Source organism: Cardinium endosymbiont of Oedothorax gibbosus (genome assembly GCF_936981045.1).
GTDB lineage: Bacteria > Bacteroidota > Bacteroidia > Cytophagales > Amoebophilaceae > Cardinium.
In genome coordinates this window covers 999,246-1,018,714 of record NZ_OW441264.1, presented here as the reverse complement: position 1 = coordinate 1,018,714, position 19,469 = coordinate 999,246, and the positions used below count along the sequence as shown (strand labels likewise).

Annotated in this window: 15 protein-coding genes and 3 pseudogenes; 5 read left to right on the top strand and 13 right to left on the bottom strand. The window is 37.1% G+C overall.

Going from position 1 to position 19,469, the window contains the following annotated elements; all coding sequences use genetic code 11:
• The first annotated feature begins 11 nt into the window (after positions 1–11).
• Entirely contained in the window at positions 12–815 is an 804-nt protein-coding gene (locus NBW36_RS04780) for an IS6 family transposase (RefSeq protein ID WP_250239169.1), read from the top strand.
• Between the two features lie 410 nt (positions 816–1,225).
• Here NBW36_RS04780 and groL read toward each other — a convergent pair whose 3' ends face one another.
• Positions 1,226–2,863, bottom strand: coding sequence for a chaperonin GroEL (groL, locus tag NBW36_RS04775; RefSeq protein WP_250238125.1), 1,638 nt, complete (start codon positions 2,861–2,863; stop codon positions 1,226–1,228).
• Between the two features lie 54 nt (positions 2,864–2,917).
• Positions 2,918–3,196, bottom strand: a complete 279-nt coding sequence (locus NBW36_RS04770; RefSeq protein ID WP_250238124.1) for a co-chaperone GroES — start codon at positions 3,194–3,196, stop codon at positions 2,918–2,920.
• Positions 3,197–3,528: 332 nt separating this feature from the next.
• Here NBW36_RS04770 and NBW36_RS04765 point away from each other — a divergent pair, with 332 nt between their 5' ends.
• Positions 3,529–5,922 carry an alpha-ketoacid dehydrogenase subunit alpha/beta gene (locus NBW36_RS04765; protein WP_250238123.1) on the top strand — a complete coding sequence of 798 codons (2,394 nt, stop codon included), beginning with the start codon at positions 3,529–3,531 and terminating at the stop codon, positions 5,920–5,922.
• A gap of 6 nt (positions 5,923–5,928) precedes the next feature.
• On the top strand, positions 5,929–6,384 hold the full coding sequence (locus NBW36_RS04760) for a YcgN family cysteine cluster protein (protein ID WP_256465576.1): 456 nt from the start codon (positions 5,929–5,931) through the stop codon (positions 6,382–6,384).
• 202 nt (positions 6,385–6,586) lie between these two features.
• Here the strand turns inward: NBW36_RS04760 and NBW36_RS04755 are convergent, their stop codons facing one another.
• Together NBW36_RS04755 and NBW36_RS04750 are read right to left on the bottom strand one after the other, a co-directional pair.
• Complete coding sequence (locus tag NBW36_RS04755) at positions 6,587–8,632, bottom strand: HD domain-containing protein (protein ID WP_250238120.1); 2,046 nt, start codon at positions 8,630–8,632, stop codon at positions 6,587–6,589.
• A gap of 144 nt (positions 8,633–8,776) precedes the next feature.
• Positions 8,777–9,484, bottom strand: a complete 708-nt coding sequence (locus NBW36_RS04750; RefSeq protein WP_250239160.1) for an IS6 family transposase — start codon at positions 9,482–9,484, stop codon at positions 8,777–8,779.
• Positions 9,485–9,571: 87 nt separating this feature from the next.
• On the opposite strand from NBW36_RS04750, the gene NBW36_RS04745 reads away from it, so the two are divergent.
• Entirely contained in the window at positions 9,572–10,069 is a 498-nt protein-coding gene (locus tag NBW36_RS04745) for an L-threonylcarbamoyladenylate synthase (RefSeq protein ID WP_250238119.1), read from the top strand.
• Here the strand turns inward: NBW36_RS04745 and NBW36_RS04740 are convergent.
• The 6 genes and pseudogenes from NBW36_RS04740 to NBW36_RS05745 all read right to left on the bottom strand — a co-directional run.
• A pseudogene (locus tag NBW36_RS04740) lies at positions 10,044–11,265 on the bottom strand (IS256 family transposase). The gene NBW36_RS04745 and the pseudogene NBW36_RS04740 overlap by 26 nt on opposite strands.
• A gap of 151 nt (positions 11,266–11,416) precedes the next feature.
• Positions 11,417–11,971, bottom strand: a pseudogene (locus NBW36_RS04735) (IS3 family transposase); the annotation flags it as partial.
• 108 nt (positions 11,972–12,079) lie between these two features.
• On the bottom strand, positions 12,080–12,733 hold the full coding sequence (locus tag NBW36_RS04730; protein ID WP_250238118.1) for a transposase: 654 nt from the start codon (positions 12,731–12,733) through the stop codon (positions 12,080–12,082).
• 24 nt (positions 12,734–12,757) lie between these two features.
• Positions 12,758–12,952, bottom strand: coding sequence for an IS110 family transposase (locus NBW36_RS04725; protein ID WP_250239168.1), 195 nt, complete (start codon positions 12,950–12,952; stop codon positions 12,758–12,760).
• Positions 12,953–13,240: 288 nt separating this feature from the next.
• Positions 13,241–13,678: an IS3 family transposase gene (locus tag NBW36_RS04720; RefSeq protein ID WP_250238117.1), complete on the bottom strand. Its 438-nt coding sequence runs from the start codon at positions 13,676–13,678 to the stop codon at positions 13,241–13,243.
• 21 nt (positions 13,679–13,699) lie between these two features.
• Positions 13,700–13,822 (bottom strand): annotated as a pseudogene (locus tag NBW36_RS05745) (transposase); the annotation flags it as partial.
• 453 nt (positions 13,823–14,275) lie between these two features.
• Between NBW36_RS05745 and NBW36_RS04710 the strand changes: the two are divergent.
• Positions 14,276–15,301: an IS5 family transposase gene (locus NBW36_RS04710; protein ID WP_250237574.1), complete on the top strand. Its 1,026-nt coding sequence runs from the start codon at positions 14,276–14,278 to the stop codon at positions 15,299–15,301.
• Between the two features lie 357 nt (positions 15,302–15,658).
• Here NBW36_RS04710 and dnaG read toward each other — a convergent pair whose 3' ends face one another.
• The 3 genes from dnaG to NBW36_RS04695 all read right to left on the bottom strand — a co-directional run bounded on the left by dnaG (position 15,659) and on the right by NBW36_RS04695 (position 18,964).
• Positions 15,659–17,590: a DNA primase gene (dnaG, locus tag NBW36_RS04705; RefSeq protein WP_250238116.1), complete on the bottom strand. Its 1,932-nt coding sequence runs from the start codon at positions 17,588–17,590 to the stop codon at positions 15,659–15,661.
• Between the two features lie 70 nt (positions 17,591–17,660).
• Positions 17,661–18,368, bottom strand: a complete 708-nt coding sequence (locus tag NBW36_RS04700) for an IS6 family transposase (protein WP_250239166.1) — start codon at positions 18,366–18,368, stop codon at positions 17,661–17,663.
• Between the two features lie 35 nt (positions 18,369–18,403).
• Complete coding sequence (locus NBW36_RS04695) at positions 18,404–18,964, bottom strand: hypothetical protein (RefSeq protein ID WP_250238114.1); 561 nt, start codon at positions 18,962–18,964, stop codon at positions 18,404–18,406.
• Positions 18,965–19,469: the final 505 nt, after the last annotated feature.

Below are 19,469 nucleotides of genomic sequence, written 5' to 3'. Positions count from 1 at the left end.
AAGTAGTTATTATGTTTAATATTTCTCCCGAGTTATTACCATATTTTAAAGGTTATTGTTCTTCATCAGAAGTCATCCTGTTATTTGTATACATGAAGTGTCGTTTTTCCTTGAGCTATAGAGATTTGGGAGAGATGATGCGTATGAGAGGCGCAAGAGTTGATCATTCTACGCTACAGAGATGGGTTATTAAGTTTGTTCCTCTGATAGATAAAGCAGTAAGAAAAAGAAAACGACCAATTGGTAGTAGTTGGAGAATGGATGAAACCTATGTTAAACTAAACGGGAAGTGGATCTATTTATATAGAGCAGTAGATCGTTATGGTGATACAGTTGACTTTTTTCTATCTGAGCATAGAGACAAGTCTTCAACGCTTTCTTTTTTTCGCAAGGCTATCACAGAAAATAATATTCCTAATGGTGATACAGTTGACTTTTTTCTATCTGATCATAGAGACAAGTCTTCAACGCTTTCTTTTTTTCGAAAGGCGATCACAGAAAATAATATTCCTAAGAAAGTAGTAATTGACAAAAGCGGTAGTAATAAAGCTGCCCTTGATGCGATCAATACAGATCTTGATCAAGATCATACCATTCAAATATTGCAAAACAAATATTTGAATAATAGAGTTGAACAAGATCATAGGTTTATCAAAAAACGGATAAAACCTATGCTGGGTTTTAAGAATTTTTATTCTGCTTCCATTACTATTTCAGGGATAGAAAACATTCGTATGATTCAAAAAGGACAAGTAAGAGGAGCTAAAAATCATCTTTCTACTTTTGAGAACTTTGCTATCTTAATGGCCGCATAATATCCAAAATTTGACTTAAACGAAAAACCTATACTAAGAAAACTATAGACGCGACAGAACCAGTTAGTCAGCTACTGTATTGCGAGCAATCAGAAGCAATAGATATGCTTAATTTTAAGTGGTCCAACCATTTCTTTACTCTAGACCATTGTAGAGATAGAAAACATTCCTATGATTCAAAAAGGACAAGTAATCGGAGCTAAAAATCATCTTTCTACTTTTGAGAATTTTGTTAACTTCACTTAAAAGAAAAGACGTTACTAACGAAAATATAGACGCGACAGAACCGATAAAAATGCCTTATTTACCGTTGCCCAAACAGATACCTAGCCTGAAGGCAAAAAAAAATCAGATGATCGGTTCGTTACCAATCACCTGATTTTTCCAATAGATAGCTATCAAGCAGCATTTTACATCATGCCACCCATTCCGCCACCCATTTGAGGCATAGGAGCAGCTTTCTCTTCCTCAGGCTCATCGGCTACTACACAAGCGGTAGTGAGTAAAAGAGAAGCAATAGAGGCCGCATTCTCTAGCGCTAGTCTAGTTACTTTAGTTGGATCAATGATTCCAGCTGTATAGAGATCTTCAAATGCATCTGTACGAGCATTATATCCAAAAGACGCTGTACCTTCTTTGACACGTTGTACCACTACAGACGCTTCACCACCTGCATTGGCTACAATGGTTCTTAAAGGAGACTCTAGTGCAAGCTTTAAGATTTTAACACCAGTCCACTCATCTTCATGCTCTACAGCTATGGTATCTAACGCCCCAGATGTAGCGGCACGTAACAAGGCCACACCACCACCTGGCACAATACCCTCTTGCACAGCCGCTCTTGTTGCATGTAATGCATCATCCACGCGGTCCTTTTTCTCTTTCATTTCTACTTCTGTAGCCGCACCAATATAAAGAATCGCCACACCACCAGATAGCTTGGCCAACCGTTCTTGCAGCTTTTCTTTATCATAATCAGAAGTAGCATGCGCTATTTGCGCTTTAACTTGGACCACTCTAGCTTCAATATCCTTCTTAGCTCCACCACCATTCACAATAACCGTATTATCTTTATCGATATTGACTTTTTCTGCCGTACCTAAACATTGTAAAGTAGCGGTTTCAAGCTTACAACCTTTTTCTTCAGAAATTACGGTGCCTCCTGTAAGCACAGCAATATCCTCCAGCATTGCTTTTCTTCTATCGCCAAATCCAGGTGCCTTTACAGCAGCTACACGCAACACGCCCCGGATTTTGTTCACAACAAGTGTAGCCAACGCTTCACCATCTACATCTTCAGCAATAATTACCAATGGCCTGCCACTTTGAGAAACAGCCTCTAAAATAGGGAGCAGATCCTTCATGATAGAAATCTTCTTATCACAAATCAGGATATAAGGATTGGAAAGCTCTACCTCCATTTTTTCTGTATTAGTGGCAAAGTAAGGAGATAAATAGCCTCGATCAAACTCCATGCCCTCCACTACCTTGACCTCTGTTTCCGTACCCTTAGCCTCCTCAACGGTAATCACACCATCTTTACCCACTTTTTCCATAGCATCTGCAATCATCTTACCGATTTTGCTATCGCTATTAGCGGAAATAGTGGCTACTTGTTCTATTTCTTTGGAATTATTAATCTTTTTAGAAGTTTCTTGTAATTTTTTAACAACTGCTGCTACACCTTTGTCTATACCACGTTTGATATCCATAGGATTGGCACCTGCAGCGACATTTTTAATACCATGTGTAAAAATAGATTGCGCCAAGAGTGTAGCGGTAGTTGTACCATCTCCAGCACTATCTGCTGTTTTAGAAGCCACTTCTTTCACCAGTTGCGCACCCATATTCTCCACAGGATCTTTTAGACTAATTTCTTTTGCTACCGATACACCATCCTTAGTGACACTAGGGGCACCAAATTTTTTATCTAAAATGACATTTCTACCTTTCGGGCCTAGCGTAACCTTCACAGCATTGGCCATGGTATCAATACCTCGTTTCAACTTTTCTCGTGCTTCTGCATCAAAAATTATATTCTTTGCCATAGTACATTATTTTATTATAAAGTTATAAGGATCTGATTCACTACTGCCATACTATTAAGCAATGGCATAAATATCGGATTCTTTCATAATAAGGCAGAGCTTACCATCTACATGTAACTCCGTACCACTATATTTCCCATAAAGCACCTTATCCCCTACTTTAACGGTCATAGGTTCATCTTTCTTCCCTGGACCTACTGCAATAACTTCTCCTTTTTGAGGTTTTTCTTTAGCACTGTCAGGAATAATAATCCCGCCTACTGTCTTTTCTTCAGCTTCTGCAGGCTCTACTAGAACCCTATCAGCTAATGGTTTTATATGAACTTTGCTCATAACTTATATTTTTATAACAATGGTTGATCGTATAAATCTAAATTAAAGTATGCACCAGACCATCACTTGGCCGCACAGCCTTTAACCTTGATCTGCATTACAGCAGATTTCATGCCAAACAGATTCATATCTTGAATATGCAAAGTATACGTGGACCTGTACTGACAATTAGTCAGTATCCATCCACCATACATTACTGCCATACCTATCTAAACCATTTTATACTGTGACTACTATGCAATGGCCATAGCAATGCCTTAAAAAGCATTTAAGTGTACATATTAAACAGATAATTTATAATTTAGTGTAGCTACTTGTATTATAAAAAACATATGTTAAAATCCTTACCCATTACGCCTACCGAAATACTGCATGACTATCGGATCGCCTGCGAAAGCAGAGCAGCAAGCCTGTTGGCACGCAAAGAGGTTTTTGCAGGAAAGGCTAAATTTGGGATTTTTGGAGATGGCAAAGAGGTTACGCAACTGGCTATGGCCAAATATTTCCAAGCTGGAGATTGGCGTTCTGGTTACTATAGAGACCAAACTTTTATGTTTTCGATTGGTGCTTTAACCTTGCAACAATACTTTGCTCAATTATACGCACACGCCTCAATAGAGGCTGACCCGGCTTCTGGGGGAAGAATGATGAACAGCCACTTTGCAACTAGATTTATCGATACCGAAGGCAATTGGTTAAATCAACTAACCAGCAAAAATGTTTCAGCTGACCTGTCATGTACGGCTTCACAAATGCCCAGATTATTGGGGCTAGCCTATGCTTCTAAACTGTATCGCACTACTGCTTTTCAAGAGATACAAAAAAATTTCTCTAATAAAGGGAATGAAGTTGCTTTTGGCACCATTGGTGATGCAAGTACCTCAGAGGGTATGTTTTTTGAAACGATTAATGCAGGAGGGGTATTACAAGTACCCATGTGTATTTCTATTTGGGATGATGGATATGGTATCTCTGTTCCTAAAAAATATCATACTACCAAAGGAGATATTTCTACCGTTTTAGCAGGCTTTAAACGGACGAAGCAACAACCTGGCTATGAAATATTTATTGCCAAGGGGTGGGACTATCTAGGCTTGTGCAACACCTACTACCAAGCAGTAACCATCTGTAGAACAGAACATATTCCTGTACTGATTCACGTTAAAGAACTTACCCAACCACAAGGCCATTCTACATCTGGCTCTCACGAACGCTATAAGTCAACAAAACGATTAAGATGGGAAGAGGCATATGATTGCCTACCCAAGATGGCAGCATGGATGGTAGAAAATGGCGTAGCCACACAGGAAATGCTAAAGAAAATTGCTTTAGAAGCAGATAAAAAAGTAAAAATAGCGCAGCAAACAGCCTGGAATAGATTAATAGAAGAAAATAACCAAGAAAAAAAAACGCTACTTGCTTTGCTAAACGATATCGTATTGCCCAAAGAGGCAGCAGACCATAACGAGCTTCCAGCTATTATTCATGAACTAGTTACCCTACCATATCCCCGCCACTTGGATGTAACCCAGGCTGCAACTAAAGCCCTCTATGTCTTACGGGAAGTACCTTATGTCCATAAAAAGGGTATACTCGCTTGGTGGCATAAAAATACAAGAAGCAATGAAAAAAGATTTAGCAGCCATCTTTATAGCAGCTCCAGAAGTGCTGCCTTATGCGTAAAAGGGAATCCGCCTATTTATGCAGAAAATCCGACACAGGTAGATGGCAGGGAAATATTATGCAGTTGTTTTAAATCGTTATTAGAGCGCGATGGTCGCGTTTTTGCTATTGGACAAGATTTAGGAATAGGTGATGTGAATCAAGGTTTTGCAGGTCTACAAACGCTATATGGGGAACTACGCGTGACAGATACCAGCATTCGAGAATGTACTATGATTGGTCAAGGGATTGGTGCAGCGATGCGTGGACTGAGGCCTATCGTTGAAATACAGTATTTAGATTATCTTCCCTATGCCCTACAAATTATACAAGATGATTTAGCAACGCTACACTATAGAACAAAAGGAGGACAAAAAGCACCTATGATCATTCGGACAAGAGGCCATCGCCTAGAAGGTATTTGGCATGCTGGTTCTTATATGGCAAGTATTATGCATGTGATAAGGGGTATATACCTACTAGTGCCTCGTAATATGACACAAGCAGCGGGTTTCTACAATACGATGATGCAATCAGATGATATTGCTTTAATCATTGAGTGTTTAAACGGCTACCGCTTAAAGGAGCCTATGCCTAGTAATGTGGCCACAATGACTATACCTATAGGTGTACCAGCACTACTTCGTGTAGGCAAACATGTTACCATTGTGACCTATGGTGCGATGTGCCGTATTATTTGTGAAGCAGCAGATAGGCTTTCTTCTTTAGGTATTGAATGTGAAGTAATGGATGTACAAACGTTATTACCTTTTGATATACATCATAGCATTGTAAAATCATTAGCGAAAACCAACCACATTGTTTTTGCAGATGAAGATGTGCCAGGCGGTACGACCGCCTATATGATGCAACAAGTATTGGAAGCACAACATGGCTATGCACTGCTGGAGGCAGCACCCATCACCATTAGTAGCAAACCCCATCGCCCCGCCTATGGAGATGATGGAAACTATTTTTCCAAACCTAACGTAGAAGAAGTAGTAGGTAAAATATATATGATGATGCATCAAGTGGATCCGCTACGCCACCCAGCTATTTTTTGATGATATATGGACACAACCGATAAAAAAGAGTCATTTTGGATGCACACACCACTAGACAAAATGACGCCGTCACAGTGGGAGTCTTTATGTGATGGCTGTGGTAAGTGTTGCTTGCTTAAAGTACAAGAAGCAGAAACCCAACAAGTGCGCACTACAAAGATTTGTTGCTGGCTACTCAATACCACCACCTGCCAATGCTCCAACTACAAAGAACGATTTCGTTATGTAGATAATTGCATCCAGTTAAAGCCTACAAATGTGGAGAGCATTACTTGGCTGCCCAAAAGTTGCGCCTACCGCTTAGTTAAAGAAAAAAAAGCATTACCTAACTGGCATCCATTGATTACAAAAGATCCGCAATCTACTGTCAAAAGCGGCAATTCAGTTAAAAGCTTTGTGGTGCACCCAGCATTGGTGAACAAAGCTATTATAACCTATTTACTAGAAGAAACGATCCACTAATGTCTATCCATTTAGCCAATAAAGATCAGTGATTACCATATATCTATTCAGCAATATGGCCATGCTACGAAAAAAACCGTCGCTTGTAAAAAGTTTCGATCAGAAAGTAGAGCTCACAACTGAACAGAAAAACAGTTGAAGTGGAAGCTGCAGAGTGGTTTCTATTCTTCCCGGTGTGCTTTCAGCAGCATATAAATGCCTTTTATCCTATCCTTTTTTCAAGGCACATCCGCAATGCTTCTTGAGCTTCCGTTTCCAATGCTTCTATTATGTCACTATCTAAATATCTCTTTGCCAAGAGAATATCTACTGTAAGGGTTTCTTTGGCCATATCTAATACTTGCACTTTATGTACATAACCATAGGCATGACGTAAGTCATAAAGCCGTTCGGCCAATTTAATACAAAGCACAAAAAGCTCATCTCGGTTCACCACCTTGTCACGCTGATTATCCACATAGAGCCCAGATGGCTCCATCCCTCGTCGGTCATATATGGATACAAGCGACTCTACAAAATAATAAATATCTAGGCTATAATTAGCTTTAATATAAGAAAGAGGTAAGTTGGTATAGATAACTAAATCATAGAGCAAAGCCGCATAGATTGGTTCAGGAACATAAGCTACCCAATCTGTTACGAATCGAGCAATGCCTACCGCACGAACATAGAACAATTCGCCTGATGCATGCCTTCTAAAAGAATAACAACGCCTCATCAACAGAAATATTTCATCCATTACACCCATACGGACATCACACATTTTGCAAACGTAGTCATTAAATTTCCTTAATACTACCATAGAAGCATCTATTTCACTTTTGCTTGCAAAACTATTTGAAGGAATTAAATTGGTGATCATCTCATCACGAATGACCGTTACATTATAAGGCAATGCTAATAGGGTGGCTTTGTGTTGGGAAGAGGCAAACTGTACATGACCATAGTGGGCACGAACGATCCTGTCTATGGGTTGCTTCTGCACATTTATCCGTTCTGTACCTACTTGGTTCATTTCTCCTACAAGTTCTATGCCCTCTGTAATATCCTCATAATGTGTACTAATAGGAGGCAATGTGGCCAAAGGTGTATCCGAATTACTCACCATTAAGGCTATAGCTGGAAAGGCTATTTCTGGAGGATGTTGTTGTTTAATGGAGTCATATTTATGGTATTTTAACTTCGTGGTATACAGTTGAATGCGTATAGATGCACCTTGATCTAGGTGAACAGCATGCAAAATAACAGCCACTAATAAATGGATTACCTGATCCACATCACATACGATCTTAGCATTCAAATCAACTTCTTTCTGCACTATGATCAGCTTTGGAGGAGATTCAACTGAATCATTTAAAGCAATTTCTAATTGTTGGATCAGTTCATTTAGTGCAATTTCAGTTGACAACAACGACAAATGCACTTTAGATTTAGTATATTGTTTTAAAAAGATAGACCACATGGCAAACTTATCCACAATAGTGTCGAAAGCTTCCTTATACAGGGGTTCATCTTCTAAAAACAAAGGAGACTCCATTACCTCTTCCACTACTTTCCGTAAAAAAGTGGCATCCCTTTCTGAGTAACCCTCCACAGCATGAATGTGCAAATGGCGGATCGTTTGTTTTAATTTTAATTGATAAGCTTTGCCTCGTTTCAGCTTTTCCTTACTTTCCAAGTAGCGATTATGCGCTCTATAATCAGTTAATTGGACTTTAACGTAAATAACCATGGTAAAAATCAATATGCTGAATCCAAATAGCGATATGATTTCATCTGTTAATTCTATTAAATTACCCAAAGAACAAAAGACATAAGTAATGGCTGATAGCACAATTGCCAGAATAATTATACTTAAAGACAAAGGAAATACAAATAAGATTACAGATAAATGTGCTAAAGACAACTTTAATAAAAATGGATAATCGGTCACACGCCACCAGTGCCAAAGCAAATTTATGGGGAGGCAAAACAAGGCACCTATTAGCCAAAATCGAGTAATTTCCCAAGATGGAACTTCTTTCTTGGAATCAATGGCATAACCTATCAGCCAAATAGCTGCAGCAAATTGGAGTGTATACCAATAGATAAGACCTTTACCTATGTAACTTAATATAGCAGTAGTGAGGATAACATAAAAACCGGTATACCCTATTACAGCGTTACTTGGTTGAAGCTTGGTTAATTTTTCTCTTGCATAAGAAGATCTCAGTAAGAAAAACGAGACTGCTATAAGGATAAGGATCAAAACTTGGAATGACAACATAAAAAATGTAATAAAAAACTATTTAATATATTAACTCGGAAATGGAGACTATGATAGGTATTTTCGGTTCTGTCGCGTCTATAGTTTTCTTAGTATAGGTTTTTCGTTTAAGTCAAATTTTGGATATTATGCGGCCATTAAAATAGCAAAGTTCTCAAAAGTAGAAAGATGATTTTTAGCTCCTCTTACTTGTCCTTTTTGAATCATACGAATGTTTTCTATCCCTGAAATAGTAATGGAAGCAGAATAAAAATTCTTAAAACCCAGCATAGGTTTGATCCGTTTTTTGATAAACCTATGATCTTGTTCAACTCTATTATTCAAATATTTGTTTTGCAATATTTGAATGGTATGATCTTGATCAAGATCTGTATTGATCGCATCAAGGGCAGCTTTATTACTACCGCTTTTGTCAATTACTACTTTCTTAGGAATATTATTTTCTGTGATCGCCTTTCGAAAAAAAGAAAGCGTTGAAGACTTGTCTCTATGATCAGATAGAAAAAAGTCAACTGTATCACCATAACGATCTACTGCTCTATATAAATAGATCCACTTCCCGTTTAGTTTAACATAGGTTTCATCCATTTTCCAACTACTACCAATTGGTCGTTTTCTTTTTCTTACTGCTTTATCTATCAGAGGAACAAACTTAATAACCCATCTCTGTAGCGTAGAATGATCAACTCTTGCGCCTCTCATACGCATCATCTCTTCCAAATCTCTATAGCTCAAGGAAAAACGACACTTCATGTATACAAATAACAGGATGACTTCTGATGAAGAACAATAACCTTTAAAATATGGTAATAACTCGGGAGAAATATTAAACATAATAACTACTTTTTTAAATACCGATACTAAAATAATCATTTTTTAGAATAAACGCGACAGAACCGGGTAAACCCACCTATTACATCTTTGCTCAACGATTTTCTTCCTGGGGCGGTTACGCTTCTTTTTGAAGCATGGCCATATATTAATAAAGATTTGATTTCCAAAACAAATTTAATTGGTATACGCATGCCAGATCACCCATTTATGATGCATGTTGTGCGATTTTGTAATGCAGCCATTGCGTTAACCAGTGCCAATAAAAGTAGTGCAACCAGTTGTTTACATGTCAAAGAATTTAAGCAACTTTGGCCTGATTTGGATGCCGTTTTTGATGGAGGTACTTTGGGTGCCATCGACCCGATGAGATTAGGTTCTACTATTGTTGATCTCTTTGTTGAAAACTCCTTTAGGATTATAAGAAATGGATGTGCGTTGGATGATGTAACAAAGATCTTATTGCAACTAGAGGGAAAAAAACACTTCGAATTTTTAGTGGATCTTTTTGGGAAGGGATTTGGGCTTTGTCCACTTAAGTGTGTAAATTATTTTTTTGGTTTTATTCAATTCTGTTTTCAAATTTAATTAAAAAATGTGCCATAGTCTCGCTCCAGTTATGAATAGAGGTGGTCCATTTTCTAGTCATGTAGTTAATAGTTAGATATAATGTTTTAAAAACAGCTAGATCGTTAGGGAACACTTTTTTATTTTTGGTAACTCTACGAAATTGGCTATTTACAGATTCCAAACATTTGTTGTGTAAATGACCTTACGTATGGCATTAGGGTACTGTAAAAATACCATCAGATTATCCCAGTTAGCATACCAAGATTGGGCTATTTGTGGGTATTGTTGATTCCACTTAGTAGCAAAAGCTTCTAAGGCCATCAATGCTTCTTGCTCGGTAACTGCTGTATAAATTGGTTTTAAATCAGCAACTAATACCTTTCTATGTTTATAAGAAACATACTGCAAACTACCCCTAATTGCATGAACAATACAGAGCTGATGTTCTGTTTTTGGGTATACAGCAGCAATGGCCTCAGACATGCCTGACAAATTATCTGTACATGCAATGAGCATATCGTTCATACCCCGATTTTTGAGTTCTGTTAAATTGCCTAACCAAAATTTAGCCTCTTCATTTTCACTCATCCAAAGCCCTAAAACATCCTTTATGCCAGATCTATCTATACCTAAAGCGACATAGACTGCCTTGTTGATGATGCGCTTATCTTGTCTAACTTTAACTACAAAGCAATCAAAAAAACAATAGAATAGACTGATTCTAAGGGACGATTTTGCCATATCTTAACATCTTCAATAACAGAGTCTGTGATGTTACTTATCAGGCTTTCACTTACTTCTGCGCCATATAATTCCTGTATTTGAATCTGAATATCTGACAGACTCATACCTTTAGCATATAAAGATAAGATCTTATCATCCAAACCAGGAATTCTTGTTTGACGATTAGGCAATAAAATAGGTTCAAAAGTCGATGCTCTATCTCTGGGTACTTCAACCGATATAACGCCATTATCAGTAATAACTTGCTTACTGCATAATCCATTACGTACATTCTCTGAATCACTACGTGCATACTTATTATAACCTAAATGGTCATCCATTTCTGACTGTAATGCTTTTTCTACAAGACGCTTACTTAATTGTTTGAGTAAGCCGTCTTGATCAAAAAGTCTGGAAAGGTCTACACCTGATTCTATCAGTACATCTATGGCCTTGCTTATCCCATCTTTAACTGTCTCTTTTCTTTTCATTGTTTTAAGTGTTATGATTTAAGTAAAGATAAATCCTAAAAAATATTTACACACTTAAAACAAAAGACCCGCTACGGATGATAGCTATAGTACTGGACTGATTTATTCGGACATTTTTTTCTTAATTTTATTTTCTATTTTTTCCCATTTGCTAGTCTACCAATTTTACATGGTTAAGATGGACGTTCATAGGTTTTTGATAGTTAATACTAGAATGAAACCTTTGGTAATTGTATTTAGTAATATACCTGTTAATTCCCTCTTTTAACACTTTAATATTTTTAAAATCATTGATAAATATGGAATTATATTTTAGGGTTGTAAAAAATCTTTCCATTACAATATTATCAATGCTTCTACCTCTGCCATTCATAGAAATTTGAATATTATGCCTTTTTAATAAGTCTGTATGCTTATGACTAGTATATTGACTGCCTTGATCACTATTAAAGCATTCTGGCGGAGGATATTTACTCAGTGCCTCTTGCAAGGTATCTATTACAAGCGTTGTATCCATAGTATTGGATACCTTATAACTCAATATGGCTTTACTGTGCCAATCTATAATAGCTGAGAGGTAGATAAACCCAATACTGGTGCGAATATAAGTAATATCCCCACTCCAAACTTGATTCGGTTTAGGTACATGCACCTGCTTTGTTGTACCAGCGTTGACCCAATATTTATCCAACAAGTAACTATATACGAACTATGTTAAAAAACAAATCTGATCGTAGAAATTTTTATAATTATTTGGTTCATTAATCTCAAACAAGAGCGCTTTAAGATGCTCCTAAAAGTCTTCTCTTAACTGCTAAGAAGTTACTTTCAGCTTAGAAAGGTACCCATCAATATAGCAAGTATGGTCCTTAAGAATAGCAAACACTTGTCTAATCAGTTTATTAGCGACAGCAATAAGCGCCACTTTCCCAGGTTTTCTTCTGGCTTTTAATCTCTCATAAAATGTTTTACACGCCTTATTAAACCGTATAGCAGACCAAGAAGCCATATAGAGCAAAGAACGCAGCTGGGAGTTCCCATGACGGTTGATATGCCCCTTCTTCCTTATGGAAGAGCCTGAATGCTCATAACTAGGAGCTAAGCCAATGAACTTAGAGAACTGTTTAGCCCTTTGAAAATGTTGCCCCCCTCCAGTGGAAACAATAAGCTCCAGAGCGGTTCTATCTCCAATGCCCTTAATAGAACTAATGCGCTTATAGAGCTCATTATAGCTCTCCTGGGTGATAGAAAGCATCTGTTGCTCCAGAAGCTCTATCTGTTCTTCCAGGCAGGCTATAGTTTCCTTGAGTGTTCTTAAGGCGAAGTCATCTGCTTGAGGCAACACATTAAAAGACTCTAGCAGATTATAGAACATAATAAGTTGTTTTTTTAGCTGAACAAGAAGCTTTTTTTGTTGATTTAACCCTTGTATATTTTGGGGAAGCATTCTGTAAGGGGCAGGCTGCATCTTTTCTCCATAAAGGGCAATAAGTTAGGCATCTACCTTATCGGTTTTGGTTATAACTAGCATCATCCGAGCAAAATGTTTGATTTTCTTGGGATTGACCATCGACACAACTATTTCATGCTCTGTAAGTATCTGCAGTAATAAAGCGCCATAGTTGCCTGTGGCTTCTAAGACACAGTGATGCGTTGTTTTATCAAGTTGAGCTAAAAAGGTTTCAATTCCTTTGGGATCATTCTTATAGGTGATAGTAGGTATCCTTTCTCTTGGGGAAAAGCTGCTACAAAGCTGCTTTTCCCTAGGTCAATGCCTATGTATTTCATAACTTATTATATATACTATATCAATTCATCTTTTAAACTAGCGTCGCATATACAGGCTTTAAGGCCTACCGAACTATTCAGTTTTTAAGATGAAAGACCTGGGGGCTCAACGTATTTAACGGTATTTAATAACCAACCTTGTGGCGGCCTTTTTCCAGGTCTTTTTTTCCTCTATAAACATATGACCTTATGCCTGAGCATTTCTACAAGAAATAGAGGGCTTCTTACGTGGATAAACAGCCGATATATTCAGTACACCCATATACTTAAGCACACGATCTTTGCCTACATTAAAGCCATCCTCTTGTAGCTGATTGTATATATAGCGATAACCATATTCCGGATGTTCCCTGTAGATTGAATCTATTTTGTTTAAAACAGATGTATTACAACCACTTAATTCCCTAGCTTTGTAATATATCAAAGAGCGATGTATCGATAATAATGCACATTGTCTTGCCTTGGATAAATTGGGAAGCTTGCATGTGACAAGACTTTGCTTATTTGGTAAATCCAAGCTCTTTAGCTTGCCCACTGCCCAATCTCGCTCAACGGTAGCCTTTCCTAAAGCCTTCGCAAGTGCATCGTTTTGATGCTTAAGTGTGCTAATTTCCTCTTTATACACACTAACAACCTTGGATGGATCAAAGGCTATAGAGGCATTCTCTAAAAATTGACGCTTCCAATTTTGAAGGGTTTTACTAGTGACGCCATATTTGGAAGACAGCTCAACCAGCGTTAAATCTTCTTTTAGTAAAGCGAATACTATCTTAGTTTTTTCTTCCGAACTAAAATGCCTAATCTTACTTTCTACCCATTTGATTAATTTATTGTATGACTCTAAAACTAAACGATACGGAAAATAAATTAAAATATTTTTGTCCGATTTTTTCAGTCCAGTATAGGTTTTAATAGAATCTATCTTCCAAATGCAAACCCTCAGTAACTTGTGCTTGCTTCCTAGAACAGCTACAACAACGCCATCCCTAGTTTAACGTGAGTTCGGGATTAGATTATTTTTTCATTTGATAATCAATATAAATGAAAATTTATAAAATTTGTTTTATTAGACAGTTAAATAGGTAGTTGAATAACAAATAATTCGAGGTTGTTGCAATAGAGTTTTAAGCTTTGTTATAAAAAGTGACTTTTAGTGTTATACAATGGTTAAATTAGGTTGATTCTTTAATCGTTTAAACTTAAGCTTTTTAATAGTATTGTTATGGCCATCAAAACAAATAATCAATTAAGTTTTGCAGATATTTCAGCCAGTCGACGTAAGTGTAAGCATACTTTTTTCGATCAGCTTAATAAGTTGATTACTTGGCAAGTAATAGAAAAAGAACTTTTCTTGTATTATCCTAAAGGTTTGTGTTTATCAGGAAAGGCAGCTTATAGCCCGCTTCTTTTATTTAAAATGCTGTTGCTTCAAACATGGTATGCTCTGAGTGACTATCAAGTAGAAGAAGAAGTAAATGATCGTATCACTTTCAGCAGATTTTGTCGTATTTCCATGGATAGTTCTGTTCCAGATCATAGCGTATTAAGCAGGTTTAGGACTGCGCTTACGGAGAAGCAGGTCCTAGAAAGGTTATTGAAAATAATTAACGATCAACTATCTAGTCATGGTGTATTAGTTCAACATGGTGCAGTTGTTGATGCCTCTATTACGCCTACCCCTAGGCGCCCTAAAGGTAAAAAAAGCTATGATCTCCATGAAGATGGCACTATAACTGTAGCCGAAAGTTATCAAAAAGGTGTAGATCCAGAAGCGAGTTGGACAAAAAAAGGAGATAATCTCTACTATGGGTATAAGCGTCACATCCTTGTGGAAAGTAAAGAAGGCTTAGTCCTAGCAGTCAGTACCACAAAAGCATCTAGTCATGATAGTGCTCATTTACAAGTCTTATTGGATAAAGTAGAGCTAAAAGTAGGTAGTAGGCTATATGCAGATAAGGGCTATAGCGGATCACCTAATGAAACCTTATTAAAGAATAAAGCCTTAAAATCAGCTATTCAGAAGAAAGCTACTAGAAATAATCCTTTATCACCTACTGCTAAACGGTTTAATACATTGGTAGCTAAAACCAGGTATAAAGTAGAACGTGTATTTGGAAGTATTAAAAGTTGGTTCCGAAGCTCAGGAGCTCGCTACATAGGACTTGCTAAAACTCATACGCAACACGTTATCGAAGCAATAGCCTATAACTTATACAGGTCGCCAAATATCATATTAAGAGGTCTTTAGGGGAATGGTCTGTCTAAAATGCAATAAAAGTACATGAAAATCAATAAATAATAAAATTAATACCACTTTAATACCAAAAATCAGTCTAAACAACCCTAAAAATATTATAATAGAAATCTATCACAACGGCCTCAATTCTGGTAATCAGTTTATTATATATATTATATTTATAAAATTAGATATAAAAACTTGTTAAATAAGTGCAAATATTAACTAAATAATTGATATTAAATTGTTGTAAATCAGTCAAATAAATCCCGAACCCACGTTAGTTTAAGTAATTAGGTAATCTTTTGTATATATCCAAGTGATTGAGCACACCGATGCATCTGAACAGATATGCTAACAGTTATCCCTTTATTGTGCAACTACAGTTCCGAGTTGTTTAGCGATGTGACACTCAGAATCTTTAAGTAATTGGTGGACCTGCAATAGATCTGCTTCCTCATCTGCAGACAATGCTTCTTTAAGTGCTTCTCTATTTTGTTCAATAAGCTCTTGTACCAAACGAATTTTTAGTCTAAGGATAACTTCTAAACTCATCTGGTATACATTTTGACGCTCTTCTATAGTATAAATGCCATATTTTTTGACCCAAGCTTCACTAATATCATGGGGAGAAGCGGTTAAATCGATAGCTATTTTTCTAATGGCTTCCTCCGTGCTATCTAAACAACACTCCATATCCACCAAGCCACCTTGCTTGAATACCGCTTTACAATACTCAAAAAGCACTTTGCAGTCAGTAGATCTAAAGACTACATCACCTAATTCTAAGAAAATATATTCATACAATTGTTTCTCTTCAGATAATTTCGTAGCACCATAGGTCAACAGAATACGCATAATTTCTCGCTCATAAGCTTCAATACTTGCCGTAAGTTTACTGGTCAAAGGAAGATTTTTTAGGTCTATATATGGATTATTTTTTTGCCTACTATGCTGTTTGGGAAATGTTTTTTTTTGCTGCCATACCGGAGTATTTTTATGACACAATGCATGATAGGTAGTAAAAAGCACCTCCTCTTCTATAGAAAAGAGCTTGCTACATTTTTTAAGAAATAGGGTACGCTCTATTGCATCTGGAATGGCTACAATGCTTTGCACAATCTCCCGTATCGCCTTTGCTTGTTCTACTGGACTCTGTTCAATAGACTGATTGAATAAAAAACTAGCTTTAAAGGTAATAAAGTCTTGGGCAGAATAATTGATATAATGCGTAAAAGCATCTACACCTACTTTATAAAGGTAACTATCTGGATCTTCTCCTGAAGGCAACAATATAACCTTTACTTCTAGTCCCTTTGTTAACAATTTATCTATACCACGGAAAGCAGCCTGAATACCAGCTTGATCCCCATCAAAAACCAATGTAACCTTAGCAGTAAAACGACACAGGGCGTCTATCTGTATTTCCGTAAGTGCGGTACCAGCAGAAGCAACTACCTGTTCTACACCTGCTCTATGAAAGGCCAATACATCGGTATACCCTTCTACCAGGTAACAATTGTTTACCTGTTTGATAGACTGCTTGGCAAAAGAAAGGCCATATAATAACCTACCCTTTTGGTAAACAAGGGTTTCAGATGAATTGACATACTTAGGGCTATCTACAGCAGCAACCATATGGCGTGCACCAAAGGCAACGACTTGTCCACTACTATTGTGAATAGGAAACATCAACCTTCCTCGAAAACGGTCATAAATCTTGGTGCCATTTTGGATCACCAACCCTGCCGCAACCAATTGTTCTAGACTTATTCCTTTTCCTATAGCAAATGTATAGAACCCATCCCAGCTATCGAGGCTATAGCCTAACTCAAACTTTTTTGCTATTCCAGATTGAATAGCCCGTTGGTCCAAATAGGGTAGGGCTACTTTAGCTGCTTCTGGATGATGCCACAACAGATCTGCGTAATAATTTTTAGCTAAATTCAATAGAATATAAAGACTTTCTTTTACTCGATAATCCTGCAAGTCATGCGTGCCATCTGCTGCTGATGTTATAGGTATACCATATCTTTGGGCAAGATAGGTAATCGCCTCCACAAAAGTAGATCCTTCTATTTGTTGTACAAAGGTTATGACATCTCCGGCAGCATCACATCCAAAACACTTATAAAACCCTTTTGTGGAAGATACCGAAAAGGAAGGGGTATGTTCATGATGAAAAGGGCAACAAGCCCAAAAATTTTGGCCTTTCTTTTTAAGAGGTAAAAAATCAGCAACCACCTCCTCAATACGCGCAACACGCTGAACGGTTTGAATGGTTTCTTGACTAACGATCATAGTAGGTGGGGTTCTGTCGCGTCTATAGTTTTCTTAGTATAGGTTTTTCGTTTAAGTCAAATTTTGGATATTATGCGGCCATTAAGATAGCAAAGTTCTCAAAAGTAGAAAGATGATTTTTAGCTCCTCTTACTTGTCCTTTTTGAATCATACGAATGTTTTCTATCCCTGAAATAGTAATGGAAGCAGAATAAAAATTCTTAAAACCCAGCATAGGTTTTATCCGTTTTTTGATAAACCTATGATCTTGTTCAACTCTATTATTCAAATATTTGTTTTGCAATATTTGAATGGTATGATCTTGATCAAGATCTGTATTGATCGCGTCAAGGGCAGCTTTATTACTACCGCTTTTGTCAATTACTACTTTCTTAGGAATATTATTTTCTGTGATCGCCTTTCGAAAAAAAGAAAGCGTTGAAGACTTGTCTCTATGCTCAGATAGAAAAAAGTCAACTGTATCACCATAACGATCTACTGCTCTATATAAATAGATCCACTTCCCGTTTAGTTTAACATAGGTTTCATCCATTCTCCAACTACTACCAATTGGTCGTTTTCTTTTTCTTACTGCTTTATCTATCAGAGGAACAAACTTAATAACCCATCTCTGTAGCGTAGAATGATCAACTCTTGCGCCTCTCATACGCATCATCTCTCCCAAATCTCTATAGCTCAAGGAAAAACGACACTTCATGTATACAAATAACAGGATGACTTCTGATGAAGAACAATAACCTTTAAAATATGGTAATAACTCGGGAGAAATATTAAACATAATAACTACTTTTTTAAATACCGATACCAAAATAATCATTTTTTAGAATAAACGCGACAGAACCCTGCTGGCTGATCATTTTTCGGCTTTGCCGCCTTTTTTCCGATCCTTGTTGTAACTTTTGTAAGTCTGTTAATCAATTTTTTTACCGAAAAACGCTTCGGCTGTTGCTCTTTTGATGTTTCATGAAGACGCTGATCACTCCCATTGTGATCTTTATTCGAACCATGTTCACCTTTAGAATTTTCATGTGTATCTCTTTCATCTTTATAAATCGGACCTGTTTGTTTTTTTTGTGTAGCTGTATCTACAGGTGTAGCTGCTGCTTCTGCTGTTATTATTGTCTCCTTGCTCTTTTTGTCAGTAAGCAGAACATTTTCTAGACTAGACTTTGTCTTATGACGGGACTGTTGCTCTTGCTTTGAATCAGGTACGCGGTTTTGGAAAATAGAAACAGTACTATTCTTTTTTTGCTTTGTTTGCTCTATGGGTTTTGGGTCTAGCGGTCTTAACGGTTTAAGCCTTTTAACACACCCCTCTGCTGTTGACAGAGGTACAAGTAATAGAATCATTAGTTTTTTGGTAGATGTTGACACAATAAGATAAGTTTAGACCGGTTAAGTTAACATAATGAAATATGGATTCCAGTAATGCATTGTTCTTGCTGCTATTGGACAGAACTTCCTCTTCCTATACTAAAAAAAGAAATAGCAGGCGCTATAGGTAATCCTACTAGCTTATATAGAAATGGATGACTCAGTTACTGGAATACCCTTAAAAAGAGATAATGGGTACTGACTACCCATTATTTGTATTTTGTATTGAAAAAGTAACATAGGCTTTTGTTTTTTGTTTTTTTTATAAGTTTATTGCTTGCACGCACCACAAAGGTTACCTGCCTAAATGAGCGGCTGGAGGCCATTTTTATGGCAGCAACGCTGTTGCTTGCGCGTTTACTAACCTTGATGGGCTTGCTCCATACTTAATGGTAATAAAAAAAATATATTGTTGCAATGTTTTTTCATACAATCGTGCTGCATGCATGGTTTGGGTTGTTAAAGCCTATAGCACTGCTCGATTAATAGGCCTGCTTTTCTACAA